The 23,978-nt window shown below is 61.8% G+C and carries 24 protein-coding genes; 7 read left to right on the top strand and 17 right to left on the bottom strand.

Features of this window, described 5'->3' with window-relative positions; translation table 11 throughout:
- Nucleotides 1-61 precede the first annotated feature (61 nt).
- The 4 genes from ACQY1P_RS10105 to ACQY1P_RS10120 form a co-directional block, all read right to left on the bottom strand.
- The gene (locus ACQY1P_RS10105) at nt 62-196 is read right to left on the bottom strand and encodes a hypothetical protein (protein ID WP_256413693.1); all 135 of its coding nucleotides are present in this window, start codon (nt 194-196) and stop codon (nt 62-64) included.
- 13 nt (nt 197-209) lie between these two features.
- Nucleotides 210-401, bottom strand: coding sequence for a hypothetical protein (locus ACQY1P_RS10110; RefSeq protein WP_062453430.1), 192 nt, complete (start codon nt 399-401; stop codon nt 210-212).
- A gap of 171 nt (nt 402-572) precedes the next feature.
- Entirely contained in the window at nt 573-1,469 is an 897-nt protein-coding gene (locus ACQY1P_RS10115) for a uracil-DNA glycosylase (RefSeq protein WP_430256336.1), read from the bottom strand.
- Between the two features lie 76 nt (nt 1,470-1,545).
- Entirely contained in the window at nt 1,546-2,838 is a 1,293-nt protein-coding gene (locus ACQY1P_RS10120) for an Hsp70 family protein (RefSeq protein ID WP_430256337.1), read from the bottom strand.
- Nucleotides 2,839-3,252: 414 nt separating this feature from the next.
- On the opposite strand from ACQY1P_RS10120, the gene ACQY1P_RS10125 reads away from it, so the two are divergent.
- Nucleotides 3,253-3,582: a hypothetical protein gene (locus tag ACQY1P_RS10125; RefSeq protein WP_430256338.1), complete on the top strand. Its 330-nt coding sequence runs from the start codon at nt 3,253-3,255 to the stop codon at nt 3,580-3,582.
- A 380-nt stretch (nt 3,583-3,962) separates the two neighbouring features.
- On the top strand, nt 3,963-4,766 hold the full coding sequence (gene blaOXA / locus ACQY1P_RS10130; protein WP_430256691.1) for a class D beta-lactamase: 804 nt from the start codon (nt 3,963-3,965) through the stop codon (nt 4,764-4,766).
- 5 nt (nt 4,767-4,771) lie between these two features.
- Here blaOXA and ACQY1P_RS10135 read toward each other — a convergent pair whose 3' ends face one another.
- Together ACQY1P_RS10135 and ACQY1P_RS10140 are read right to left on the bottom strand one after the other, a co-directional pair.
- The gene (locus ACQY1P_RS10135; protein ID WP_430256339.1) at nt 4,772-5,485 is read right to left on the bottom strand and encodes a DNA helicase; all 714 of its coding nucleotides are present in this window, start codon (nt 5,483-5,485) and stop codon (nt 4,772-4,774) included.
- Nucleotides 5,486-5,667: 182 nt separating this feature from the next.
- Nucleotides 5,668-6,456, bottom strand: a complete 789-nt coding sequence (locus ACQY1P_RS10140; protein ID WP_430256340.1) for an SDR family oxidoreductase — start codon at nt 6,454-6,456, stop codon at nt 5,668-5,670.
- Between the two features lie 307 nt (nt 6,457-6,763).
- Between ACQY1P_RS10140 and ACQY1P_RS10145 the strand changes: the two genes are divergently transcribed.
- On the top strand, nt 6,764-8,440 hold the full coding sequence (locus ACQY1P_RS10145; RefSeq protein ID WP_430256341.1) for a 4Fe-4S dicluster domain-containing protein: 1,677 nt from the start codon (nt 6,764-6,766) through the stop codon (nt 8,438-8,440).
- Between the two features lie 123 nt (nt 8,441-8,563).
- On the opposite strand, the gene ACQY1P_RS10150 is transcribed toward ACQY1P_RS10145, so the two are convergent.
- Both ACQY1P_RS10150 and ACQY1P_RS10155 read right to left on the bottom strand, forming a co-directional pair.
- Nucleotides 8,564-8,932: a VapC toxin family PIN domain ribonuclease gene (locus ACQY1P_RS10150; protein WP_430250267.1), complete on the bottom strand. Its 369-nt coding sequence runs from the start codon at nt 8,930-8,932 to the stop codon at nt 8,564-8,566.
- On the bottom strand, nt 8,929-9,126 hold the full coding sequence (locus tag ACQY1P_RS10155) for a type II toxin-antitoxin system VapB family antitoxin (RefSeq protein ID WP_062453421.1): 198 nt from the start codon (nt 9,124-9,126) through the stop codon (nt 8,929-8,931). The genes ACQY1P_RS10150 and ACQY1P_RS10155 overlap by 4 nt, the downstream gene beginning before the upstream one ends.
- Before the next feature lie 193 nt (nt 9,127-9,319).
- Between ACQY1P_RS10155 and ACQY1P_RS10160 the strand changes: the two genes are divergently transcribed.
- A complete protein-coding gene (locus ACQY1P_RS10160) occupies nt 9,320-9,937 on the top strand; it encodes a L,D-transpeptidase (RefSeq protein ID WP_062579746.1) in 618 nt (205 codons plus the stop codon).
- Nucleotides 9,938-10,030: 93 nt separating this feature from the next.
- Here the strand turns inward: ACQY1P_RS10160 and ACQY1P_RS10165 are convergent, their stop codons facing one another.
- From ACQY1P_RS10165 to ACQY1P_RS10175, 3 genes are all read right to left on the bottom strand, one after another.
- Nucleotides 10,031-10,447 (bottom strand): DoxX family protein, encoded by a 417-nt coding sequence (locus ACQY1P_RS10165; RefSeq protein ID WP_062453419.1) that lies wholly within the window; start codon nt 10,445-10,447, stop codon nt 10,031-10,033.
- A 107-nt stretch (nt 10,448-10,554) separates the two neighbouring features.
- Entirely contained in the window at nt 10,555-11,571 is a 1,017-nt protein-coding gene (locus ACQY1P_RS10170; RefSeq protein WP_430256342.1) for a zinc-binding alcohol dehydrogenase family protein, read from the bottom strand.
- Nucleotides 11,572-11,686: 115 nt separating this feature from the next.
- Nucleotides 11,687-12,934 carry an MFS transporter gene (locus ACQY1P_RS10175; RefSeq protein ID WP_113165157.1) on the bottom strand — a complete coding sequence of 416 codons (1,248 nt, stop codon included), beginning with the start codon at nt 12,932-12,934 and terminating at the stop codon, nt 11,687-11,689.
- 251 nt (nt 12,935-13,185) lie between these two features.
- Here ACQY1P_RS10175 and ACQY1P_RS10180 point away from each other — a divergent pair, with 251 nt between their 5' ends.
- A complete protein-coding gene (locus ACQY1P_RS10180) occupies nt 13,186-14,145 on the top strand; it encodes a diacylglycerol/lipid kinase family protein (RefSeq protein ID WP_430256343.1) in 960 nt (319 codons plus the stop codon).
- A 29-nt stretch (nt 14,146-14,174) separates the two neighbouring features.
- Here the strand turns inward: ACQY1P_RS10180 and ACQY1P_RS10185 are convergent, their stop codons facing one another.
- Nucleotides 14,175-16,421 (bottom strand): mechanosensitive ion channel family protein, encoded by a 2,247-nt coding sequence (locus ACQY1P_RS10185; protein ID WP_430256344.1) that lies wholly within the window; start codon nt 16,419-16,421, stop codon nt 14,175-14,177.
- A 151-nt stretch (nt 16,422-16,572) separates the two neighbouring features.
- Nucleotides 16,573-17,907 (bottom strand): glutamine synthetase family protein, encoded by a 1,335-nt coding sequence (locus ACQY1P_RS10190; protein WP_325261303.1) that lies wholly within the window; start codon nt 17,905-17,907, stop codon nt 16,573-16,575.
- A gap of 93 nt (nt 17,908-18,000) precedes the next feature.
- Here ACQY1P_RS10190 and ACQY1P_RS10195 point away from each other — a divergent pair, with 93 nt between their 5' ends.
- Nucleotides 18,001-19,368 (top strand): aspartate aminotransferase family protein, encoded by a 1,368-nt coding sequence (locus ACQY1P_RS10195; protein ID WP_325261301.1) that lies wholly within the window; start codon nt 18,001-18,003, stop codon nt 19,366-19,368.
- Nucleotides 19,369-19,370: 2 nt separating this feature from the next.
- Here ACQY1P_RS10195 and ACQY1P_RS10200 read toward each other — a convergent pair whose 3' ends face one another.
- Both ACQY1P_RS10200 and ACQY1P_RS10205 read right to left on the bottom strand, forming a co-directional pair.
- Complete coding sequence (locus tag ACQY1P_RS10200) at nt 19,371-20,924, bottom strand: ArnT family glycosyltransferase (protein WP_430256345.1); 1,554 nt, start codon at nt 20,922-20,924, stop codon at nt 19,371-19,373.
- A gap of 150 nt (nt 20,925-21,074) precedes the next feature.
- Complete coding sequence (locus ACQY1P_RS10205) at nt 21,075-22,100, bottom strand: glycosyltransferase family 2 protein (protein ID WP_430256692.1); 1,026 nt, start codon at nt 22,098-22,100, stop codon at nt 21,075-21,077.
- A gap of 155 nt (nt 22,101-22,255) precedes the next feature.
- Here ACQY1P_RS10205 and ACQY1P_RS10210 point away from each other — a divergent pair, with 155 nt between their 5' ends.
- Nucleotides 22,256-23,230 carry a lysylphosphatidylglycerol synthase transmembrane domain-containing protein gene (locus tag ACQY1P_RS10210; protein ID WP_430256346.1) on the top strand — a complete coding sequence of 325 codons (975 nt, stop codon included), beginning with the start codon at nt 22,256-22,258 and terminating at the stop codon, nt 23,228-23,230.
- On the opposite strand, the gene ACQY1P_RS10215 is transcribed toward ACQY1P_RS10210, so the two are convergent.
- Together ACQY1P_RS10215 and ACQY1P_RS10220 are read right to left on the bottom strand one after the other, a co-directional pair.
- The gene (locus ACQY1P_RS10215; protein WP_430256347.1) at nt 23,231-23,659 is read right to left on the bottom strand and encodes a type II toxin-antitoxin system VapC family toxin; all 429 of its coding nucleotides are present in this window, start codon (nt 23,657-23,659) and stop codon (nt 23,231-23,233) included.
- Nucleotides 23,656-23,934, bottom strand: a complete 279-nt coding sequence (locus ACQY1P_RS10220; protein ID WP_092661792.1) for a hypothetical protein — start codon at nt 23,932-23,934, stop codon at nt 23,656-23,658. Before ACQY1P_RS10220 ends, ACQY1P_RS10215 begins: the two co-directional genes overlap by 4 nt.
- Nucleotides 23,935-23,978 lie beyond the last annotated feature (44 nt).

The raw sequence follows: 23,978 nt of genomic DNA on the forward strand, positions 1-23,978 counted from the left end.
CCAAACGCAAAAGGGGCGCGTGACGCAGCCCTCGACAGTTCAATCCAACATGGATGACGCTTTACAGCGGAATTGCAGTTTCCGCGTCGGAGCGCTTCACCGCTGAACGGGAAAACTCGACGGATGCAGATACCGCGCAGCTGATCTGGAGAATGCTGTCGCGGATCGTACGGATCGGGTGCAGAACGGTTTTCATTGTCGTCATACCCTCAGCGTTCACGAAAGTCTGCGAAGACGGCGGACGGACGGGTGATCCCGACCGGACGGCTCATCGAGCGCGACGTGATCTGCTCGTGCGTGGCAGATCCGAAGTGGTGGTACCCGTTCGACGAGCGCGGCGCGAGGCCGGCAACGCGGAGGGTTTCAAAGCCCGAATGGATCGGACGAAAGCGTGTGGTCATTGCCTTGGTTCCTTAAACCGTGTCCTCCCAAGACAGGATGATATATTGCAGCGCAGCATTGATTCATCAATGGCGGCAAACGCGGCGCTGACATGCAGCGCACGCATAACGATATTCACAAATTGGTAATATTAACGCGAATCGTCGGTCCGCTGCCTAGATTCTGGGCATTCAAGTGCCGGAAATGCGGCTTTTGAACAGCAGCATATCCTGCCAGGCGAGAGCCTTGTTGGCCGGTGCCGCAAGCAGATCCTGCGGGTGAAGCGTCGCGAGCGCGGAAACCGCAAGTCCCGCTGCCGTGACCTCGCGCCATTCACCGCGCATGGAATGGATCGTGCCGGTGTCGCCGAGGAACAGACGCGCGGGAAAGTTGCCGAGCAGCAGCAGATGGCGTGGCTCGGCAAGCGCTATCTGCCGGTCGAGGAACGGTCTGCAGATTTCAAGTTCGGCGTCGGACGGCATCCGGCTTCCCGGCGGACGCCAGGGGATGATGTTGGTGAGCAGCACCGTCTCGCGCGACAGGCCGATCGCCGACAGCATCCGATCGAGCAATTGGCCCTGCCGCCCGGAAAACGGTGTGCCGTCGCGATCATCTTCGGCATTCGGCATCGGGCCGATCACCATGATGCGCGACTGCGGATCGCCGGTCATGAACACCGTTGAGCGGGCGCCGTGTTTCAGGTTGCAGCCGCCGAAGGTTTCCAGCGCCGTCTTCAGTTCGGAAAGCGTGCCGGCACCGTCTGCCGCAAGACGCGCGGCATTGACCGCGCCGCCGTCGGGAATGGCGACCTGCTGCATGGAGGAGGGGGTAAGACGCGGAGCTGGTGGCGCGGGACGCTGCGGCTGTGGTGTATCGCCACCGAGAGCATAGGCCTCACGCTCGCCCTGCGGCGGTGACGACACGTTCGGTGCCGCTCGCCCTTGCGCCTTTGCCGCCTTCTGCTCGGCAAACTGCGCGAAGCGATCGACCGGTTCGTCCTCGACCAGCCAGTCGACTCCCGAATCCGCGTAGAAATGCAGCAGCGCTGCAAGTTCGGCAGGATCGAGTTCGGAGGCGGTGGGGCTCATATGCGCACCCTATAGCATGTCGGGCTCGGGTTGGAATGGGATTCCGTCCGCGGCTGTGGAGAACCTCGTGGAGTGCTTACGCCGCCCACTGCTCCACATCGCCGCTTTCGCCGATCAGCGCGAGACCATGAGCGATCGACAGGAGTTCGCCGCCGCTCTCGATCTTGCCGGCATCGAAGCGCCGGTTGAAGATCTGCCGCACCGCCGGCACGAAGGACGTGCCACCGGTCAAGAACACCTTGTCGACCTCGTCAGGTGACGTGTTGGTCTTGGTCAGCACGTCGTCCAGCGCACCTTCGATCCGGGCGAGGTCGTCGGCGATCCAGGTTTCGAAATCGGTCCGCTTCACCATCTTCTTGCCACCCCGGCCGAGCGGCGAGAAATTGAACTCCGCCTCGTCGGACGCAGAAAGCGCCATCTTGGTGGCCGAGATCGACTGATAGAGCGGATAGCCTTCGTCGTGATCGACGAGATCGATAAACAGTTCCAGCTTGTCGGGATCGGTTGCCGAGCGCACCAGCGATTTCAGATCCGTGAACTCGCGGGTCGTCTTGAAGATAGACAACTGGTTCCAGCGCGAGAAATTCGCATAATAGCTGGAGGGCACTTCGAGAAGCTTGTCGAAGCTTTTGAAATGCGTGCCCTTGCCGATCTCGGGCGCCACCAGGTGCTCCACCATCTTTGCATCGAAGTGATCGCCGGCGATGCCGACGCCGGAATGGCCGATCGGCGTGGCGACGAGCTTGCCGGCGACACGCTCGAAGCGGATGAGCGAGTAGTCCGTCGTGCCGCCGCCAAAGTCGGCCACCAGAACGGTGGCATCGCTCTTCAGGCTCTGCGCGAAGTAATAGGCGGCTGCGACAGGCTCGTAGACATAGTGGATTTCCGGAAAGCCCAGCCGCGTCAGCGCTTCGTTGTAGCGATCGGTGGCGAGTTTCTCATCCGGGCTGGCGCCGGCAAAATGCACCGGACGTCCCGCGACGAGACGCGAGACTTCGCCCGGCCAGTTGCCTTCCGCGTAGGCCTGCAACCGCTTCAGAAAGATTTCCATCAGGTCTTCGAACATGTGCCGGCGGGCAAACACCAGCGTGCCCTGAAACAGTGGGCTTGCGGCAAAGGTCTTGATCGACTGCAGGAAGCGGACATCGCCGGGATTGTCGATGAACTGGCGGATGGCGGCCTGACCGGCCTCGATCTTCAGCGCCTGCGCGCCAAGCTTCGCATCCTTCATGAAGGACAGCGCCGTGCGCATTGAATCCGTGGTGCCGGCGCTGCTGGAAAACTCCAGCGAATGCGTGGTGGCGCCGCTGTCCGCAAGTGCCAGAACCGTATTGGTCGTGCCGAAATCAAGCCCGAGCGCCCGTGCCATGGCCGTGCTCCTTAAAAATCTACGTCGAAAATGATGAACCGGAAGCGCCGCCTCCGAGGGCAACAGAACGCGAAAACGCGCCCCGTTTTTCAAGAGGGCGCGTGATGGCACAAGGTGCGGGCGAAGGCAAGAGCGGAAAGGGACTGCATCCCCTCCGATCGTCCTCAGGCCTCGCTGTAGATCTTTCCCATATCCAGCGTCTTGGACGTATCGCTGGAGCCGAACAGGGTGCCGATCGTCTGGGTTTTCTTCGAAACGATATTGTCCAGCATCTGGCTGACCATCAGGCTCTGAAGGACTTCCGAAGCCCGTTCGCGAGCCTGTTGTTCCTCGCTGGAACCGGTCGTTCCAAAACGTGTCTGGATCCTCGCGACCTGATCGAGGAAGTCAGCGACGCGATCGGCAGAAGCCGTCTTGGAGACGGAGGTCGACGCGGTGGTCGGAGCGTTGGACGACGAAGCAGTCGTTCCCGTGCTCGAGCCGGTCGCCGGTGCCGTGGACGCAGTGCCGGCCTGGAAGGGAGCCGAAGAGCTAGGGCCAGAGGCGCTGCCGGAATTCACGCTGTTCGATGGCGCGCTGTTTGATGGAGCAACGGCACCCGCCTCGGGTTCAGCGGATGGCTCAGCTTCCATCGTGCTTTCTGCCGGCACGCTTCCGGTCGATGTGCTGCCCGATGGCGCACTTGCCGCTACCGGCTCGGCTTCTGCAGTCTCGTCACCCGACGCCGGAGGCGTGGCGGAGTAGATGCCGTCATCGCTATTGTCGACCTGCGTTTCGGGTTCTGCGCTCGCGACCGGTTTGACCTGCTCGGTGCTGGTCGGGGTGGTTGTGGATGAAGTGCCGGATGTTGTGCTTGCTGGCTGTGTGCTTGAGGTGGACGTCTGGCTCGTAGAGGACGGTTGGCTAGAACTGGACGTCTGGCTCGGCGAGGATGAACTCGATCCGCCTTTGAAAATGCTGTCAATTAACACGGTATGCCCCTTGGGTTCTAATCAAGCTCGGCCTGTAACAGCGTCGCCTTGACGAGGGGTCAAAACCGGCATGACAAGTTAACTCAATGTTTACACATTCATGGAGGATCTTCCCGGCGTCGCACAAGGAGGACTGCTAGAGTGTTGAAGAAAATGAAGTTTCTGTCGTTGATCACGGTTGCGTGCTTGTTGTCCGGCGTGGCCTCCCATGCTGCCGAGCCCATCGCCTGCACGGTCGTAATCGAGGAAAAGACAGGTGAACAAGTGCACCGGGAAGGCGCCTGCGATCAGGCTTTCTATCCGCAATCCACCTTCAAGCTGCCGCTCGCGATGATGGGCTACGACGCCGGCATCCTCAGCGACGAGACGACGCCGCTCTGGAAATACCAGGCAAAATTCAACCGCTCTGAGCGTGAGCAAAAGGATGTCGACCCGACCATCTGGGAACGCGATTCGATCGTCTGGTATTCGCAGGAGATCACGCGCAAGCTCGGCAAAGAGCGTTTCTCGGCCTATGTGAAAAACTTCGGTTACGGCAACCGCGATGTCTCCGGCGGACCCGCCGGCACGGACGGGCTGACGGAAGCTTGGCTGATGTCGTCGCTGAAGATTTCGCCGGACCAGCAGGTGGCGTTCATTCGCCGCTTCCTCACCGGCAAGCTGCCGATCTCGGAAAAGGCTTCCGACATGACGCAGGCGATCCTGCCGCATTTTGCAGCCGGCGACGGCTGGGACGTGCAGGGCAAGACCGGCGCCGGCTGGCTGCGCGGCAAGGACGGCAAGCCCGACTATGCCCGCCCGATCGGCTGGTTCGTCGGCTGGGCCGAGCAGAACGACCGCCGCGTGATCTTTGCAAGGTTGCTGGTCGACGTGAAGCGCTATCCCGACACGCCGATAAGCTATGTTGTGCGCGACAGCCTGATCGCCGACCTGCCCAAGCTCGCCGCCGATCTTTGACCGGCTTACCCGTTCGGCCGGAACGCTACGCTGCCGCCCTGAAGGAAGCAGGTCCGGCTGAACTTGGACAGGTCGAGCGGGTTGGGAAGCCTGACATCCGCGATGTCGGGGAGGGGCTTCGCGGCCGCGTCGTAAGCGCGGTCGATCTGCGACACGAAGACGATGATCAGACCGCGCTTACGGGCGAAAGACTCGAGTGTGGAAACTTGGTCGGCCAGCGGCGGGTTTTCGCGGCGCTGGTCGAGCAGTTGAAGATAGTCCACCACGACCAGCGTACCGGCTGCAGCGGTTTCCAGCGCCTCGATCATGTAACCGGCATTGATCGCATCGGAGCAGTCGAACGAAAACTGGTCTCCGAAGCGCTGAGGCTCGACCTCAAGCGCGCGAAAGCGCCCGAGAATGTCGGCAGGCGTATAATCGAGGCTGAAGAAAAAGGCGCTATTGCCGGCTTTCATGGCCTCGATGGCAAGGCTGAGCGCCATCAGCGTCTTGCCCTGTCGCGGCCTTGCACCGACCAGCAGCATGTCGCCCTGTTTCAGGCTTCGGTACAAGATTTCGGCGGGCGATGTTTCGGTATGTTTGGCCGATAGCAGGCTCCAGCTCCGGTACCCTTGCTCGACGGCGATGCGGTCGAGCGCGGCGTGAAGGGGAGTGGATGTCTGCCGGGCGAGAAGCTTCGCCTTGCGTTTCAGCTGGTAGATCGGAACTGTCGTTTTCATGGTCAAACCTCCTATCGCGAGCGTGTTTCGCAATCCCTCCTTGTGCGGATGCTCGAACAGTCGGTTCGATGATCGGAGGTCCGGTATGAGGTTTACTTTCCCGGTCGGAGGGGGGAGGCGTGGACCGCGCCAGAATCAGATCCTAGCGCGATCCGTGTTGTCTTCAAAGTGGTCTTGTCAGGTTAGAACGAGCGGGCCGCTCCGCCATCGACGCGCAGCATCGATCCGGTGATGTAGCTTGCGGCTTCCGAGCAGAGGAAGGCACCGGCAGCGCCGAATTCCTCGACCGTGCCGAGCCGGCCGGCGGGGATCGTCTTGACCGATGCGGCGCGGACTTCGTCCATCGTCTTGCCCTGCTTTTTCGCATTGGCCGTGTCGAGTTCCTCGATCCGGTCGGTGAGGATGCGGCCAGGCAGCAGCATGTTTGCGGTGATACCGGAACCCGCCACTTCGGTCGCAAGTGTCTTGTTCCAGCCGACCAGCGCGCCACGCAGCGTATTCGACAGCGCGAGGTTCGCGATCGGCTCAACCACGCCGGAGGAGGCGACCGTCAGAACGCGGCCCCAGCCTTGCGCCTTCATCTGCGGCAGCAACGTGTTGGTGAGCGTGATGACGCGCAGCACCATCGACTGGAAGAACGTGTCGAGCTTGTCGGCGCTCATGTCCTCAGTCGTGCCGGGCGTCGGGCCGCCGGTATTGTTGACGAGAATGTCGATGCCGCCGAGCTTTTCCTCAACGGCCGTCACCATCGAAGCGACGAAATTCTCTTCGCCGAGATCGCCGCGGACCCAGTCAGCCTTGCCTTTGCCGAGCGCATTGATCGCCTTGCAGTTTTCGGCGAGCTGCTCGCCCGAGCGACCGACCAGAAGAACGTTGGCGCCTTCCGCCGCCAGAGCCTTGGCTATCCCCAGCCCAAGGCCGCGGGAGGAGGCGAGTACGAGCGCGCGTTTGCCGGCAATACCGAGATCCATGAAGCTTTCCTTCTCTGCACGAGGTTCATGACGGGCCTTCGGGCGCGACGACAGGTTGCGACGCGGGGACCGGTCATTTGAATGCCGGGGCTTTATAGCTTTGGTCCACCCATGGCGAAAGCCAGAACTTGCCTTTGGCGCCAGAACCGTTATTTACGTGTACGTCAACGTAAGTTGAGAAAACGGAAGCGTGGTTTGCGCGAATGACAAGCCGGAAGACGTTTTCGCGCCTCGACAAGCGGGATCGCTTTTGACAAGACAGAAAAAGACCTACTGCGCCGGCGAGGGGCCGGCATCGGAGTTTGAAATGGACGCCCAAGACCTTTCCGCCAACCCGCTTCCTGAACGAGAAAGCATGGAGTTCGACGTCGTGATCGTCGGCGCTGGCCCGGCCGGCCTGTCGGCCGCGATCCGGTTGAAGCAGGTCAACCCGGATCTGACGGTGGTCGTTCTGGAAAAAGGCGCCGAAGTCGGTGCGCATATCCTCTCGGGCGCCGTGGTCGATCCGTCGGGCATCGATGCGCTTCTGCCCGGCTGGCGCGGGGAAGAGGGCCATCCCTTCAAGACCGAAGTGACCGACGACCAGTTCCTGCTGCTCGGTCCCGCCGGCTCGATCCGCCTGCCGAACTTCGCCATGCCGCCGCTCATGAACAATCACGGCAATTACATCGTCTCGCTCGGCAACGTCTGTCGCTGGCTCGCCGAAAAGGCCGAAGCGCTGGGCGTCGAGATCTATCCCGGCTTTGCCGCCGCCGAGGTGCTCTACAATGACCAGGGTGCCGTAATCGGTGTCGCAACCGGCGACATGGGGATTGAGAAGAACGGCGAACCGGGTCCTGCCTATACCCGCGGCATGGAACTGCTCGGCAAGTACACGCTGATCGGCGAAGGTGTTCGGGGCTCGCTCGCCAAGCAGCTGATCGCGAAATTCGATCTCGCCAAGGATCGCGAGCCGCAGAAATACGGCATCGGCATCAAGGAACTGTGGCAGGTCAAGCCGGAGAACCACAGACAGGGCCTCGTGCAGCACTCGTTCGGCTGGCCGCTCGGCATGAAGACCGGCGGCGGTTCCTTCCTCTACCACCTGGAGGATAACACGGTCGCAGTCGGCTTCGTCGTCCACCTCAACTACAAGAACCCCTATCTCTATCCGTTCGAGGAATTCCAGCGCTTCAAGACGCATCCGGCCATCCGGGGCACGTTCGAAGGCGGCAAGCGCCTGTCCTACGGCGCGCGCGCGATCACCGAGGGTGGCTACCAGTCGGTGCCGAAACTGTCCTTCCCGGGTGGCGCGCTGATCGGCTGTTCCGCCGGCTTCGTCAACGTGCCCCGCATCAAGGGATCGCACAACGCGGTCATCTCCGGCATGCTCGCCGCCGACAAGCTGGCCGCCGCGATCGCTGCCGGCCGCGCCAATGACGAGCCGGTCGAGATCGAGAACGAATGGCGCCAGACGGCGATCGGCACCGATCTCAGGCGCGTGCGCAACGTCAAGCCGCTCTGGTCGAAGCTCGGAACCGGTCTCGGCGTCGCGCTCGGCGGTCTCGACATGTGGACCAACCAGCTGTTCGGCTTCTCGTTCTTCGGCACGCTGAAGCACGCCAAGACCGATGCGCAAAGCCTGGAGCCGGCGGCACAGCACAAGAAGATCGACTATCCGAAGCCTGATGGCGTGCTGACCTTCGACCGTCTTTCGTCAGTGTTTCTGTCGAACACCAACCACGAGGAAGACCAGCCGGTCCATCTCAAGGTCAAGGATATGGACCTGCAGAAGCGCTCAGAGCTCGAAGTCTATGCGGGCCCCTCGACCCGCTACTGTCCCGCCGGGGTCTATGAATGGGTGGAGAAGGACGGCGAAGAAGTCTTCGTCATCAACGCCCAGAACTGCGTCCACTGCAAGACCTGCGACATCAAGGACCCCAACCAGAACATCGTGTGGGTGCCGCCGCAGGGTGGCGAGGGGCCGGTCTATCAGAATATGTGATCCTTGAGGTGCCGAGGGAGACCAGAGCAACCGCTGTGCGTTCGATTGGACGCACAGCGATCTAGAGAGGCGCCTCCGCACAGTCCCGAATGCAAATCGCTGCGCAGGTTTGCTGGGAGCGCTTCAGACTGAGGTCCAGCCACGGCCGAACCGGTGGGCGACAGCGTTCAGCCGCTTGTCCCGTGTCCAAAGCAACAGATCCGGCGTCAACAACAGAGACGCCACGAGATGCGCGTCACAATAGCCGATGCCTGAGCCGGACAGTTTCTGTGTCCGTATCATTGCCAGAACCTCCGCATCTGACGCTGTTACGGATTTCGGCAGCCGATGCAGATAGCCGATGATCACATCGTATTGGCGCATGTTCCCCAGCGCCAGTTCCCCGATCACATGCGGATGAGTGCAGACCTGTCCATTCTCCAGCAGAGCAATCAGCCTCGGGTCTGGTTTGCCGAGATGGTCGGCCCAGATGACTGTATCGACCAGAATCACTGCTCGTCCGGCCGCCAGCGGGGCGCTGATCTGAAGTCTGGTTCCGTTCCGCCCAGAAGAGCAAGGCGCCGTGCAGCTTCATTTTGAACGAGAAGCGTAAGCGCCTTCTTGACGATCGCCGATGTCTCCTGAAGACCGGTCAGTTCCTTTGCATCGATAAGCAGTTCATCATCGATGGTGATCGTCGTTCGCATGGTCAGTCTCCCTTCGCATGAAAAATAACATCAGATGATGCGATTAACAACGTCGCGTGCGCCTGTGGGCGTGCACGGTGTTGTCGGTGCAAATACGCCATGGAACTCGCTCGATCCGCACCCGCCTTATCACTTCATTAACCATAATATCCGTAATTCTTGGTCATCTTCTCGACTCGCCAAGGACACATTCATGTCGATTTCCCGTCGCGGCCTGCTGGTCGGTTTGCCGCTTCTGCTGGCCGGCTGCGCATCCACGTATCCAGAACAGCGCAATTATGCAGCGCTCCCAGGCGAGGCTTTCCCCTTGTCACCGGTGCCAATCGATCGGATCAGGCCCGAACTGCGCCGGACCGAAGTCGACTATGTCAGCTCCTACGAGGCAGGTACCGTCGTCGTTGATACGCCTGCGCGCCGGGCCTATTACATTCTCGGCAATGGCCGGGCGATCCGTTACGGCGTCGGTGTCGGCCGCGCCGGTCTTGCACTCTCCGGAAACGCCTATGTGGGCCGCAAGGCCGAATGGCCGACCTGGACGCCGACGGCCAACATGCAGCGCCGCGAACCGCGCTACCGGGCGCTCGCAGGCGGCATGCCGGGCGGCCCTAACAACCCGCTCGGCGCCCGTGCGATGTATCTTTACCGCGGCGGCAACGATACGCATTTCCGCATCCACGGCACCAACCAGCCGGATTCGATCGGTCACGCGATGTCGAGCGGTTGCATCCGCATGATGAACCACGACGTCATCGATCTTTTCCAGCGCGTCCAGGTCGGCGCAAAGGTCGTCGTCATCCAGGCGAGTGCCTGATCCAAGCCGCAGCCATCCGTAAGAAGCCTGCCGTCACTGTCGTGGCGGCGGGCCTTTTCGCATGTGGATGTTATGGGTGGACGTGAACACCCGTCAGCGTGATTTCCAGGCGACGACCATCAGGCCGCCGATCACGGTGATATGCTCCATCACCACGTAGAACTCGAGCGTCTTGAACGGCTCTTCCATCGTCCAGAAATGGTGGACGATCGGAATCGTCAGCGCCGTGAACACGCCGAGCGCGCCGGCACCGAGCCAGGTCCAGCGGTTGAGGATGATAAGCGCCGAACCCACCAGCTGGGTGATGATGACGGCCACGTTGAAGGCGAATGCCGGTTCCAGCCCGAACTGCGTCATCTCCGCGACGCCGGCCGGAAAATCGATGAGCTTGGAAAGCCCGCTTCCCCAGAACATGAACGTCAGGACGGCTCGGGCCAGATACCCGAACCATGTGGACCCGGTCACGATATCCAGCGGATTTCCGAATGTATTGGACTGCGATGTCGCCATAAGAACCCCCTTTGCGCGTACCCGCCTGGACCATAGCTCCAAACGGCAAACGTGATAAGGTGTAAGTTTTTATCGATACACCTTATGGGGTGTGTGTCGCTGCGTGGTCAGAAGCCGGACAGAACCAGCTTGCCTCGCGTCGTGCCGCTTTCGATCCTGGCGTGGGCCTTCTTGAGGTTTGCAGCATTGATCGGGCCGATCACGTCGGACAGCGTCGTGCGGATCTTGCCGGAATCCACCAGTTCGGACACATGATTGAGCAGCTTGTACTGTTCGATCATGTCGGCGGTCTGGAACACCGGCCGAACGAACATCGTCTCCCAATGGATCGACAAAGCCTTGCGCTTGAACTGGCGGATATCGATCGGCTCCTTCGGGTCGTCGATCAGCCCCAGTCGTCCCTGCGGCGCGATCATTTCTAGGATGTCGTTGATGTGATCGGAGGTTTCCGTCGTCGAGAATACGAAGGCGGGGTTGCCGATCGCCATCCCGGCGATCTGTTTTGCCAGCGGCTTGGAATGGTCGAGAACATGGTGAGCGCCGAGCGTGCGGATCCAGTCCTGTGTTTCCGGCCGCGAGCCGGTGCCGATCACCGTCGCGTCGGTCAGTTCTCGCAGCAACTGGATGGCGATCGAGCCGACACCACCGGCGCCGCCGATGACCAGAACCGCATTCCACGCGCTCGCCACCTTGTCCTGCACCTTCATCCGGTGAAACAGCGTCTCGTAGGCGGTGATGGCGGTCAACGGAAGGGCGGCGGCCTCCTCAAAGGAGAGGCTGGAAGGCTTCTTGCCGACGATCCGCTCGTCGACCAGATGCAGTTCCGCATTGGTGCCGGGACGGTTGACCGCGCCCGCGTAAAACACCTCGTCACCCGGCTTGAAGAGTTTCACATCCGGCCCGACCGCTTGCACCACGCCGGCTGCATCAAAGCCGAGGATGCGGTACTGGCCGGCTTCGACAGGCTGCAACCGGCGCTGCTTGGTATCGACAGGATTGACCGACACGGCCTTGATCTCGACCAGCAGGTCGCGGCCCTTCGCCTCGGGCTCCGGCAGCTCGATGTCGAGAAGGGCGTTTTCGGATGTGATCGGCAGGTTTTCGCTAAAACCGACAGCGCGCATGGAATCTCCTCGTCAAGCTCAGGGCATCGAGGACGATACATCGCGCGTAACGACGGCAACGGCAAGGCGGCGCAGGCGAGCGCCGGTACGCTTTACCGAGCCGGCACTTTCTGGCTCAGGCTGAGGGCTTTGCCTCACGTTCCAGAGCGACCGACACGCCGAAGACGCAGAGCCCGATCAGCGAAAGTACCGCACCGACATAACCGGTTGCCTGAAAACCCCAGCCCCAGGCGATGACGAGCCCGCCGAGCCAGGCACCGAGTGCGTTGGCGATGTTGAAGGCCGAATGGTTGGAAGCGGCCGCCAGCGTCTGGGCGTCGGCGGCCACATCCATCAGCCGCGTCTGCAGCGCCGGGCCGCAGGCAAATCCGCAGCCGACCAGGAAGACGGTGATATAGAGCATGACAGGGATGTGCGCGAAGGTCGCAAAGGCCAGCATCACGGCCACGTAGAACACCATCGTTCCGCCGATCGTGCCCTTCAGCGAAATATCGGCAAGCCTCGAGCCGACGATATTGCCGACATTCATGCCGATGCCGAACAGGGCGATGACGATCGATACCATGGTGACCGGAAGCCCGGCCGTTTGCGTCGTGGTGGAGGCGATGTAGCTGAACACCGAAAACATGCCGCCGAAACCGACCGAGGCAATGCCGAGCGTCAGCCAGACCTGGGTCTTGCCGAATGCGCTGAGTTCGCGGCGAATGCTGGCGCCTTCTTGCACCTTGTCCCTCGGCTGGAAAAACCAGACGAGTGCCACAGTCAGGAGACCAATGAAGCCGACAAGGTAGAAGGCCGAGCGCCAGGACAGCATCTGGCCCATGAAGGTGGCAAGCGGCGTGCCGAGCAGCGTGGCGATCGTCAGACCCAGCATGACGCGGCCGACGGCGCGGGCGCGCTTGTTGGGCGGCACCATGGAGGCGGCCACCAGCGAGGCGACCCCGAAATAGGCCCCGTGTGGCAGGCCGGTGACGAAGCGCAGCGCGGTAAAGCTCCAGAAACTCGGCGCCATCGCTGACAGGATGTTGCCGACCGCAAAGACACCCATCAGAGCCAGAAGCAGCGTGCGGCGCGGCAGCCGGGCCGATAGAATTGCGATGATCGGCGCACCGATCACCACACCCAGCGCATAGGCGCTGATCACATAGCCCGCCGTTGGGATGCTGACCTGATACGTCTCCGCCACATTCGGCAGCAGGCCCATGATGACGAACTCGCCGGTACCGATCCCGAAGCCACCGACGGCAAGCGCGAATTCGATCAGAAGGACGGCGAGGGGGGGAAGGCTGGTTTTCGGGATGCTGTCGTCAGGTCTGGTGTTGGCCTTGGCATCGGGCACGTGTCGGACTGCGGTGTCTGTCATGGTATCGCATCTGTTGAAAAAGCGGACGGGTACGGCTCGAAGCGAGCGCGTCCGGGAGCAAATGATGGGGCTTTGAGGCAGTTGAATTGACGGCAGATTAGCACGTGATTGTGCAGCGCGGTAGGCTTTTGACAAAAACCAACTGTACCACAATCGTGCAATCGCCATTCGGTGCCGTTGATATCTGCCGCGGCCTCACCATTTTCCACCCTGTCGTTATCCGCCGCCCTCGAGCACCTGGTCCCTTGTCGATGAAACTACATGCCGTTTTCAACCGCGATGGCGGGACTTTTCGAACCACGGATATGGACGCTTACTGCGACCATGCCCTGAAGACCTTTCGGGCTGCCGGCCACGAGATCGAGTGCGAAGTTGTTGCCGGCGACAAGGTCGTCGAGACGATGGAAAAGGCAGCCTCGATGCCCGGCGTCGAAGGACTGATCGCCGGCGGTGGCGATGGCACGATTTCCGCGGCGGCGGGCATTGCCTGGAAAAGCGGTATCGTTCTCGGCGTGGTGCCGGCCGGCACGATGAACCTGTTTGCCCGTTCGCTGAAACTGCCGCTTGACATCTGGGAAGTCCTCGACACGTTGGCAGAGGGGACGCCCGAAGCGATCGATATCGCCAGCGCCAACGGAAAAAGCTTCGTGCACCAGTTTTCCGCAGGGCTGCATGCCCGGATGGTGCGCTACCGCAACTCGATGAATTTTGCCTCGAGGCTCGGCAAGATGCGGGCAAGCGCAAGGGCTGCGATCGGCGTCATGTTCAACCCGCCGGAATTCGAGATGGAATATGTCGTCGATGGCAAGCGCACTTCGCGCAAGGTGTCGGCCATCTCGGTCTCAAACAACGAGTTTGGCACCGATCCTCTGATGTTTGCCGATGACCTGACCAGCGGCCATCTGGGGTTCTACCTCGCAGAACCGATGAAGCCGTCCGGGGTCGCAAAACTCACCTTCGACATCCTGCGCGGCAAGCTCAAGGAAAACGCCGCGGTCACGGCGATGACGGCAACAGAACTCGAACTGCACTTTCCTCGCCACCGCCGCGACGTCAGCTGTGTCATCGATGGCGAACTGCTGCCGATGAAGCGGGACGTGACGCTGAGGATCCATGCCGGCGAACTGAAGGTTCTGGTTCCCGGACAGAATACGGCCGCAGGACGCGAAAATGCCGCTGCGAATATGTCGCCGGAACCGTCTACGGTCTGATCGGCGCTGAACGCGGCAATGTCGAACGCTCAGACAGCGATCGACGTCAGCGGTGGCGGCGTGCCGGCGGCGGCGGCTTCGATATCGACGGAATTGGCTCCGTTCGAGCGCACCGTCACCGCATTGGATGCGAGCTGCACGCCGGCGGCCTTGCAGGCGGCCAGCAGCCGCGTCATCGCTTCGCGCTTCAGGATGCCCGGATTGCCGGGCAGGCAGGTAAACTTGAAGCGCACGATCATCGCCGTTTCGGTGATGTCCTGGATACCCTGCATCTTCAGCGGAATGAGGAACTGCGGCCCAAATTCCGGATCCTCCAGCATGCCCAGCCCCACCTTCTTGGCGGCACGGCGGATGATCTCGGCATCGCTGTCGCGCTCGAAGCGGAGCTGGAACTTGATCGTTCCCCAGTCGCGGCTGAAATTGGTGACGGAGCTGATCTGCCCGAAGGGAATGGTGTGGATGGGTCCGTTGTGATGGCGCAGCCGCACGGAGCGCACGGTGATCTGCTCCACGGTCCCCTGCAGCTTGCCCGTATCGATGTACTCGCCAATCCGGAAGGCATCGTCGACAATAAAGAAGATGCCGGAAACGACGTCCTTCACCAACGCCTGAGACCCGAACGAAAGCGCAAGACCGAGCACTCCGAACCCGGCCAGCAGCGGCGCCACGTTGATGCCGAGCGAACTGAGGACGATCAGCGAGCCAACCGCGAGAACCGCACCGAGAACGAGGTTGCGGATCACCGGCAACGCCGTCGTCAGGCGGCTTGTCTGCTTCTTGTCCGCTTGCTCGTCTTCCTGGCCGGGCAGCATCACGGTCTGCGGTGGGGCGATCGTCTCGGCGTATTTCCACACCAGCGTGTAGACGGCCCAGCTTGCGACCACGGCAAAGCTCAGCCGCTCCAGCCAGAGGATCCAACCGGTCGCAATGTCGCCGCCGCTGGTCATCAGCGGCCACCAGAGCGCGGTGATCAGGTGCAGGCCGCCGATCCACACAGCGCCCGAGCACACCACGCGAAGGCTGGCGAGCACGGATGACCAAAGGCCCGCCCCATGGGTGGTTTCCCAGTGCCGCGCGAACTCGTCCACCACGTGGTGGGCACCGAGTGCGAACACCGGCAGGAGCAGCAGGATGACCTGAGTCGAGCCGGCCGCGAAACTCCAGCGGGCACTGTCCGGCGAGCCGATGATGACCGACCCGAAGAACCAGATGAAGATGGCCGAAACGACATAGAAATCCGGAAGCAGGTTGCCGATGACGCGCCGGACGGGGCCCGGGCTTGAGCCCTTGAACGCAGCGCGGATGCCGGCGCGGCCGCCCCAGAACCAGGTTAGCTTGAGCAGCGTCAGCAGGGTGCCGCCGATCAGGAACCACCCGTCGAGCGAGGCCCGGTCCAGGCCCAGCCAGTTCCACAGCCGCATGGTCTCACCAAACAGGGCGGTGATCACCCCATAGGCGGTGAGCATATGGAAATGCCATTGCGGATTGCTGATCGCGAACAGTGTTTCGCCGCTCTCGTCGGGCCGAAACAGGAACCGTCCCACCGCCATGTAGACAAGCAGGATCAGGGTGAAGGCAATGGCGGCCTGGCAGACCTGGAAGGCAGCCGTCGTATCCGCGAGCATCGTCAGCAGGACCCACCGGGCGACACCGAGAAAAATCGCGATCGACAGCAGATCGCCGACCAGGCGCTTGAAGAAGCGACGGAACTTGCCGGCGATGTGACGGGCCCGCAAATAGCTGTGTCGCAGCAACTGCGCAAACAGAAGCCGCACGCTAAGCGCCGCGGCGCCGCCCGCCAAAAGCGAAAGCAGCGCCACCATCGCGATCCGGCCGTTCGCAATGCCCTCGGCATCCAGATGCGTGGTCGTCATGCCCACCATGGTGGACAGGGCCTGCAGCCCCGCAATCGCCGTCGTGAAACCGTGGGACGAGGCATCCGATAACCGCTCCCAGCTGGCCATGCCCATGTTGGCCGCTTCCATTTCCGGCGTCATCTGCATCGTGTCGGCGCTGGTTGCAGTGGCAGTGCCAGAGGTCGTGTCCGACGCGGAGGTCGCGGGGTGTGCAGCGGCGCCGGTGGTTGTGGTCGCGGTCTCCACCTGCACCGTCAGCGGTCGGCCCGTGCGGGCCGCAAGATCCAGCACCTGCTGCACGTCGGCAGCGGTCTGACCGGGCTTGAGGACGACGGTCAGCGGCGCGTCCTGCGACCACATCGGAGATGCGGTCAGGAGAAGGCCGAGAAAGGCTGCTGCGGCAGCTCGGCAGAACGGCATCAGCGTCTCCATCGGCCAAGCGGCCCTTGCCCGTCCGCGCCGCGCGTGGCGGCATGACGTCCTTTTGCAACCCCTGCAGGCTCGCAGGCAGGTTCCCATCATATGGCGAAGATCGTCGTTCCGCCAGCCGCCCGCCGATGGATGCTTGATCCTAGATTCGAGGCAGATAGGTCTGGTAGTCGAAGTCGCTGACGGTCCGCAGGAAGGTGATCGCCTCCTTGCGCTTCGTGTCGCCGAAGAGCGTCTGGTATCGCTTTCCGAACACGTCCCGGATGAAAGGCGAGGCAGCAAAATCCTCGACCGCGGTGAGGAAATCATGGGTGAGGCGTTTCACGTCAGCTGGGGTTTTTTGGCCGGGCTCCGTTGCTGGACCGGGATCGAGATCCGCTTCGAGCCCTAGGAGCATGCCGCCGAGAATGGCGGTCAGCAGCAGGTATGGATTGGCATCGGCACCGGCAACGCGGTGCTCGATGCGCGCGGCAGGACCGTTCGCGTCCGGAATGCGGACGGCCGTTCCGCGATGGCCGAAGCCCCAGTCGATATCGACGGGCGCAAACGAATCGGGCTGAAAACGCCTGTAGGAGTTTGCAAAGGGCGCAAACACGAGCTGCGCATCACGCATTGTGTTTAGCAGGCCGGCGGTGACGGATCGCAGTTTCGCAGGGTCGCCGCCCTTGGCGTCGAGAATGTTGTTGCCGTCGGCATCGATGATGCTGGCATGCACATGCAGGCCGGACCCGGCATGATCCGAATAGGGTTTCGCCATGCAGGTGGATTTCAACCCGTGCTTTCTGGCCGCCTGTTCGACAATGCGTTTGAGGCAGATGCAGTCGTCGGCCGCCGCCAGCGCATCCGCGCGGTGCAGAAGGTTGATCTCGAACTGGCCGGGCCCGAATTCGGCCGTCGTCGCATCCGCCGGCAGGTCCTGGGCATGCGCCCATGTCCGCACTGTCTGCAGGAAACCGTCGAGCGCATCGACTGCGCCCATGTCGTAGAGCTGGAAACCGTTCGGCTCGCCGCGATAGGCAAGTTTTGCCGGCGCCCGCGGACGTCCGGTTTCGCGCCAGTCATCCTCTAGCACGTAGAATTCGAGCTCGGTCGCCACGACCGGCGTAAGCCCAAGCTTCGAAAAACGCTCAAGCACACCGGCCAGAATCGCACGCGGATCCATGAAACTCGGCTGCCCGTCCATCTCGTGCATGGTCGCAAGCACTTGCTTCGAGCCCGGCGGCCCCCAGGGCATCGGCGCAAGGGTGCGGCGGTCGGGAATGCAGAGCCCATCGGGATCGCCGATCGAGATCGAAAGCCCGGTCAGCTCGTCATTGTCGCAGCCCCAGATATCGAGCGACTGGGTGGAGGAGGGCAGCCGCACCGTCCCGTCCCAGATCTTCTTTTCGGCCGTCATCGGAATGCGTTTGCCGCGCAGGTCGCCGTTCATGCCGACCAACATGATTTCGATATGGGGCTCGGCTGCGGTCTCGGTCATGAAGCATCATCTCGATGGTTGCGCTGCCTCGTTGGTAGCCGATAAGAATTGGTCGCACAATCTGAGCCGCGTCTAAGCCCTGAGGGAAACCGCATGAACGAGAAGCCGACGATCTCCAATCTCGCCGCGATCGATGCCGCCCACCACATTCATCCGTTTTCGGACATGAAAGAGCTGAACGCCAAGGGCACGCGAATCATCGAACGGGCCGAGGGGCGCCATATCTGGGATTCGACGGGCAAGAAATATCTCGACGGTTTTGCGGGCCTCTGGTGCGTCAATGTCGGCTATGGCCGCCAATCGATCGCGGACGCAGCCTATCGGCAGATGCAGGAATTGCCCTATTACAACAGCTTCTTCGGCACCACGACGCCGCCCGCCATTCTGCTTGCCCAGAAGATCGCGTCGCATGCGGGGCCGCATATGAACCGCGTGTTCTTCACCAATTCCGGATCAGAGGCCACCGACACCTGGTTCCGCATGGCCCGCGTCTACTGGAAGGCGCTCGGCATGCCGGAAAAGACGCTCGTGATCGCGCGGCGCAACGGCTACCACGGTTCGACCGTCGCCGGCGCCTCGCTCGGCGGCATGAAGCTGATGCACGAACAGGGCAACCTGCCGATCGACGGCATCCACCATATCGGCCAGCCCTACTGGTATGCTGAGGGTGGCGATCTTTCGCCGGAGGAATTCGGCCTGCAAGCAGCGCGCGAGCTTGAAGCCAAGATTGATGAACTGGGCGAAGACAAGGTTGCCGCCTTCGTTGCCGAGCCGATCCAGGGCGCCGGCGGCGTGATCATTCCGCCGGATACCTACTGGCCGGAGATCTCGCGCATCTGCAAGGCCCGCAACATTCTGCTCGTGTCCGATGAAGTCATCTGTGGCTTCGGCCGGCTCGGCTCCTGGTTCGGCTACCAGCATTACGGCTTTGAGCCCGATCTCGCGCCGATCGCGAAAGGCCTGTCCTCCGGCTATCTACCGATCGGCGGCGTGCTGGTCTCCGACCGGGTCGCGGATGTGATGGTCAACGAGGTCGGCGACTTCTTCCACGGCTATACCTATTCGGGCCACCCAGTGGCCGCAGCAGCCGCGCTCGAAAACCTGCGAATCATCGAAGACGAAGGTCTGGTCGAACGGATCCGCGACGATATCGGACCCTATTTTGCGAAAGGCTGGAAAAGCCTTGAGGCGCATCCGGTCGTCGGACAGGCCGATTGCGTAGGCTTGATCGGCGGCCTTCAGCTTGCAGCCGACAAGGCGACCCGGCGGCGCTATGCCAAACCCGACGATATCGGCTCGCTCGTGCGCAACCACTGCCTCGAAAACGGGCTGATCATGCGCGCCACGGCAGACCGCATGCTGGCATCGCCGGCCTTCACCATCACCCGCGGGGAAGTCGACGAAATGGTCGAGACGCTGTCAAAGGCTCTGGATCACCTCGCAGAAACCGTGGCGGAATAGGGTCAGTCCGGGAGATCGACAACTGCCATGGCGAATGGGTACTGGTCGCCTTCGTGTCCCCAGGAGTAGGGAAAGCGCAGGATGACCGGGTTAGCCGAAAGCCCTTCGAGCCCCTGCGTCTTCAAATAGCGGCTAAAGACGGCCTGAAACCCGTCCGGCATTGTGCCATCCGAGCGGCGCCAGACAAACACTGCCTTGCGATAGGCTGAGATTGCCGTGGTCACCATGCCGGCCGGCTGGTGCGAGACGACAACGGTCGTATCGGGCAGGTTGAAACGCATATTTCCGGCCAGATGCCCATCGGCGGCAATGATCAGCACCGGGCGCGGGTCGGAACCGTCGCTTGCGAGTTCCGGCTCGATCTGCTTCGCCAACTTGTCGAAGGGAATGTTGACGTAACCGTAGTTGCGCGTGAAGGGGTCGATCGCCACTCTCCCAAACAGGATCAGGGGAACAATCACCATGATCGCCGCAGCAGTCACCCAGAGGCGCTTGAGCGGCATCGATATGTCGATCCCGGCTGCGTCGATCTTCAGCGTCAGGTAAAGCGGCAGAATCAATAGCAGCGGCGTGAGCCAGCGGTCGCGCACGTCATCCACGCCGCCGAACAGGACCATGCCCAAAAGGACGGCCATCACGAATGCCAGGATGCGACCGGCAAGCCGGCTCCAGTCGTCCTCGGCCTTGAAGACCGTCGAAAGCTTTTCACGCAGCGAGATGGCGAACACCGCTGCGGTGAGGGCCATGAACCCGGTCGATGACAGGAGCAGAGATCGCAGTCCGCGGGAGATCGCTGCGAGCGTACCGGCGTCAGCGCTGATGAGTTTGTCCACCGACCGGCTGCTGGCCGCCTCGAAATTGTCGAGCAGCCAGACGGCGTGCGGGGCAACGACAAGCAGCGCCACCAGGCCGCTCAAAAGGATGCGCCAGTCCAGCACCCGGTCTCGAAACCTGCTTTCCATCAGCACCGCAAGCATCGCGCAGAGCGGAAGAAGGACAAAGTTGTACTTGGTCATTCCCCCGATTCCCGTGGCGAGCCCGAACAGAAGGAACGAGGCAAGCGTCGAAACGGATAAAAGCCTGAACAGCGCAAACAGGAAGAGCGAACTGCCGAAGATCGCCGCCACGGTGTGGCTGAGGTCCCGTTGCGCCTCGAACGAGACCTGCGGGATGGTCAAAAGACCGAGCACCGCCACCACCGCGAGGCGCTTGTCCTTCAAGACCTGTCGGGCAGCGAGGAAATAGAAGCCGTAAGCACCGAACAGAAGCAGGTTCTTCAGTCCCGACAAGGTCGGCATCGACATGCCAAAGAGATGAACCGCGAGGTATTGCAGCCAGTTGTAGATCGGCGGCTGGGTGCCGTATCCGGCCAGCAGCCATTGCGACAGATAGGCCTGTTCGCCTTCGTCAAGCTCCAGCGCATGCGGAAGAACCAGACGCACCCCGATATTGACCAGAAAATAGACCGCCAGGACCGTGAAAAACGTGCGGCCGCGGGAAAGCCGGTCCGCGGAGACCCTGACAGTGGAGAAATGTGAACCCTCAAGGCTATGCAAAAGGTTTTCTCCAGGTCCGCCGGTGACGAAGACTGAATAATTCAGGCGCGATTGTCTGTCTGGCGTATCATGCCGTGCCCGCAGATCAAGCGGCAAGCCAGCGTGCCGGCGGCTCTTTCGACGTGTTTTCTCAGAATATCGCTGAGTGTGTCACGGCTGCGGCGTAGCGTCACTCGAGTCGACACCCTCGTGGACTGCCCTGACGATATAGGAGAGCGACGCGCCGTCACGGTAATAGATGCGGGCGATCATTTCGGCGAGGATGCCGGTGGTGATCATCTGCACCGAGGACAGGAACAGCATCACACCGATCATGAAGAGCGGACGTGTACCGATATCGTTGCCCAGAATGAACTTGTCGATGAACAGGTAAAACAGGATCAGCGCCGAAAGCGCACCGAGGCCAAGGCCGAGCGATCCAAAGAAATGCCCCGGCCGCGCCTTGAAGCGCATGAAGAACATCACCGACAGAAGATCGAGGATGACGCGGAAGGTGCGCGAGATCCCGTATTTCGAAACGCCGTGCTGGCGGGCGTGATGGGTGACAGGCATTTCGCCGATCCGCGAGCTCGGCACGACGCCCGCAACCCAGGCCGGGATAAAGCGGTGCATCTCGCCCATCAACTGGACCTGCTTGATGACCGCCGAGCGATAGATCTTCAGCGAGCAGCCGTAGTCATGCAGGCGGACGCCGGTGATGCGCCCGATCAGCCGGTTGGCGATAAAGGAAGGCACCTTGCGCAGGAACAGCCCGTCCTGGCGGTTCTTGCGCCAGCCGACCAGCAGGTCGAGTTCGCGTCGCTCGAGTTCGGCGACCATCGAAGGAATGTCTTTGGGGTCGTTCTGCAGGTCGCCGTCGAGCGTCGCGATCAGCCGGCCGCGCGCTTCGGTAATACCGGCCTGCATCGCTGCCGTCTGTCCGAAATTGCGCTGCAGCTCGATGATCCGCAGGATGAGACCCGAACGCGACAGCGAAAGCTTCGCATTGGCGATCGTCGCGTCGGTGCTTCCGTCGTCGACCAGGATCAGTTCCCATGCCGAGGGATAGGTGGCCATGGCAGTGCAGATCCGCTCGATCAGCGGGCCTACGCTTTCCTCTTCGTTGAAGAGCGGCACGACGAGGGAGAGTTCGACCGGTGAAACGGTGCCGATCGTACCATCAAGCGTGCCATCGATCGTACCGGCCGCCGAACTTGCTGTTGTACGCACCTTGTGTTTCTCCTAGAAACTCGGGAAACCTCGGGCGTGACGATCCGCCGTCATGGCGGCCGCAGTCTCTGCGCCTTGGTCTTAATGCTTGACCCGAAACCTCGTATTGGGCCCCCTGATATATGAAGAATTCTCCGGTTTCCAGCCGCAGACCGTGGATAATTCGCCACGCCATGACGCTTGGCACAGTTGCGATCGTGGCCCTCTACGCCGCCTTCATCCACTATGTCTGGGGCTGGGGCAGGGTCGTTTCATTATGGAGCGCTGCCGGGTGGGGAACGGCTGCTTCAGCGCTCGCGTTATTGCTTGCGACCTATGTGCTGCGCACTTGGCGGATCTACGATTATTTCCCGCGCGAAACCGGTGGTCGTTTCGGCACGTTGCTGCGGCTCGTGCAGGTCCACAACCTTCTCAACATCATGCTGCCCTTCCGCTCGGGCGAAGCAAGCTTCCCGCTTCTGATGCGGCGCGAGTTCGGCGTTTCTCTCACCCGCGCAACGGCAGCACTTCTCGTCATGCGACTGTTCGATCTGCACGCCCTGCTGGCCGCCGCCGGCGTCGGGCTCGTGCTGCAGACGGGTGGCGCAACCGGTGCAATCTGGGCGTGGACGCTATGGGCCGCGTTTCTCATCCTGCCGGCGCTAGCCTTTGCCTCGCGCGGCCATGCCTTCAAGCTCGCGGAAAAGCTGCTGCCGGCAAAGGGGAAGAAGCTGCTCGACGAGATCAAGGCCGGACTGCCGCTTGATGCAAACGCCTTTGCTCGGGCCTGGGGCGCAACACTGGTCAACTGGTTCACCAAGATCGCGGTTCTTGCCTGGGTCCTCGGCCTGCTCGGCGGGCTCTCGGTCGGCCCGGGTTTCGGCGGCGCGCTCGGTGGTGAATTGTCCTCGGTACTGCCCGTCCACGCACCGGCCGGCGTCGGCACCTATCCCGCCGGCATTACCGCCGGCGCGCTAGCCTTCGGAGCGGATGCGGGTGGGATGGCATTGGAGGAACTCGGCAAGGCTGCGGTCAACACCCACATCCTCGTCATCGTCTCGTCACTCGTCGGCACCGCATTGTCGCTTTTGGCGGCACGGCCGAAGAGGGGGGATTGATCAGGCGAAAGACGAAAGAGGAACAGCCAGCTTCCTTACCGCCCGATCGGTACTCTGACCCAGCTTGCGCACAAGGCTTTCATCGGCCGTCACGAATTGCAGCCCTTCACGTTGGCCAAGGGCCAGATACAGGCAATCGTAGGCGGGATGGTCTATCTGCGCGGCAAGCTCGATCGCCGACAGCCAGATCGGCAGCATTTCCCGAAGTTGCAGATCCGATCCCTCGATCATCAGAGCGGCAAACCGTGCCTCCGGCAGTGACAACTCCCGGCGCCGCACCTTTTTCCAGAATATGTTGGCGCACTCCGCGAGAATGAGATCAGGCGCCGCCAACTCGTGTCGGTTCAAAAGGGCCATAGCCTGCTGGGTGCCGGGTTCTTCGACGACCCATTTGACGGCGACGCTCGCATCGACCACGTAAAGGGTCATCGCTCGTTGCGTCCCTCGCGCTGCAGCATTTCCGATGGCGTGTGGTCACGGTCTGCCGTCAGCCTGCGAAATTCTTCCGCCAGCGTCTCGAAGGTTGGACGGCTGTGGCGGGGTCCGTCCCATCCCGTTCCCTCCACATCGTTCAGGGAACGCAGCCGGCGCTCGCCTTCCACGAAGTGGCGAAGAACGTCCTCGACGGTTGCCGTTTCCGGCAGACCGCTGATCTCCTTCGCCTCAATCAGTAGGTCGTCATTGACTGTCGATGTCGCGCGCATTGCAACCTCCATGCACGCAGGAGTGTATACGCGATTTAACCCGC

The organism is Neorhizobium sp. DAR64872/K0K18, from assembly GCF_050500175.1.
GTDB lineage: Bacteria > Pseudomonadota > Alphaproteobacteria > Rhizobiales > Rhizobiaceae > Neorhizobium > Neorhizobium soli.

Bases quoted from the DNA above. Each gene is read 5' to 3' on its own strand.
- ACQY1P_RS10105 (WP_256413693.1), bottom strand. From the start codon at position 196: ATGAAAACCGTTCTGCACCCGATCCGTACGATCCGCGACAGCATTCTC.
- ACQY1P_RS10110 (WP_062453430.1), bottom strand. From the start codon at position 401: ATGACCACACGCTTTCGTCCGATCCATTCGGGCTTTGAAACCCTCCGC.
- ACQY1P_RS10115 (WP_430256336.1), bottom strand. From the start codon at position 1,469: ATGAGCCCCACCGCCTCCGAACTCGATCCTGCCGAACTTGCAGCGCTG.
- ACQY1P_RS10120 (WP_430256337.1), bottom strand. From the start codon at position 2,838: ATGGCACGGGCGCTCGGGCTTGATTTCGGCACGACCAATACGGTTCTG.
- blaOXA (WP_430256691.1), top strand. From the start codon at position 3,963: ATGAAGTTTCTGTCGTTGATCACGGTTGCGTGCTTGTTGTCCGGCGTG.
- ACQY1P_RS10135 (WP_430256339.1), bottom strand. From the start codon at position 5,485: ATGAAAACGACAGTTCCGATCTACCAGCTGAAACGCAAGGCGAAGCTT.
- ACQY1P_RS10140 (WP_430256340.1), bottom strand. From the start codon at position 6,456: ATGGATCTCGGTATTGCCGGCAAACGCGCGCTCGTACTCGCCTCCTCC.
- ACQY1P_RS10145 (WP_430256341.1), top strand. From the start codon at position 6,764: ATGGACGCCCAAGACCTTTCCGCCAACCCGCTTCCTGAACGAGAAAGC.
- ACQY1P_RS10155 (WP_062453421.1), bottom strand. From the start codon at position 9,126: ATGCGAACGACGATCACCATCGATGATGAACTGCTTATCGATGCAAAG.
- ACQY1P_RS10160 (WP_062579746.1), top strand. From the start codon at position 9,320: ATGTCGATTTCCCGTCGCGGCCTGCTGGTCGGTTTGCCGCTTCTGCTG.
- ACQY1P_RS10165 (WP_062453419.1), bottom strand. From the start codon at position 10,447: ATGGCGACATCGCAGTCCAATACATTCGGAAATCCGCTGGATATCGTG.
- ACQY1P_RS10170 (WP_430256342.1), bottom strand. From the start codon at position 11,571: ATGCGCGCTGTCGGTTTTAGCGAAAACCTGCCGATCACATCCGAAAAC.
- ACQY1P_RS10175 (WP_113165157.1), bottom strand. From the start codon at position 12,934: ATGACAGACACCGCAGTCCGACACGTGCCCGATGCCAAGGCCAACACC.
- ACQY1P_RS10180 (WP_430256343.1), top strand. From the start codon at position 13,186: ATGAAACTACATGCCGTTTTCAACCGCGATGGCGGGACTTTTCGAACC.
- ACQY1P_RS10185 (WP_430256344.1), bottom strand. From the start codon at position 16,421: ATGCCGTTCTGCCGAGCTGCCGCAGCAGCCTTTCTCGGCCTTCTCCTG.
- ACQY1P_RS10190 (WP_325261303.1), bottom strand. From the start codon at position 17,907: ATGACCGAGACCGCAGCCGAGCCCCATATCGAAATCATGTTGGTCGGC.
- ACQY1P_RS10195 (WP_325261301.1), top strand. From the start codon at position 18,001: ATGAACGAGAAGCCGACGATCTCCAATCTCGCCGCGATCGATGCCGCC.
- ACQY1P_RS10210 (WP_430256346.1), top strand. From the start codon at position 22,256: ATGAAGAATTCTCCGGTTTCCAGCCGCAGACCGTGGATAATTCGCCAC.
- ACQY1P_RS10215 (WP_430256347.1), bottom strand. From the start codon at position 23,659: ATGACCCTTTACGTGGTCGATGCGAGCGTCGCCGTCAAATGGGTCGTC.
- ACQY1P_RS10220 (WP_092661792.1), bottom strand. From the start codon at position 23,934: ATGCGCGCGACATCGACAGTCAATGACGACCTACTGATTGAGGCGAAG.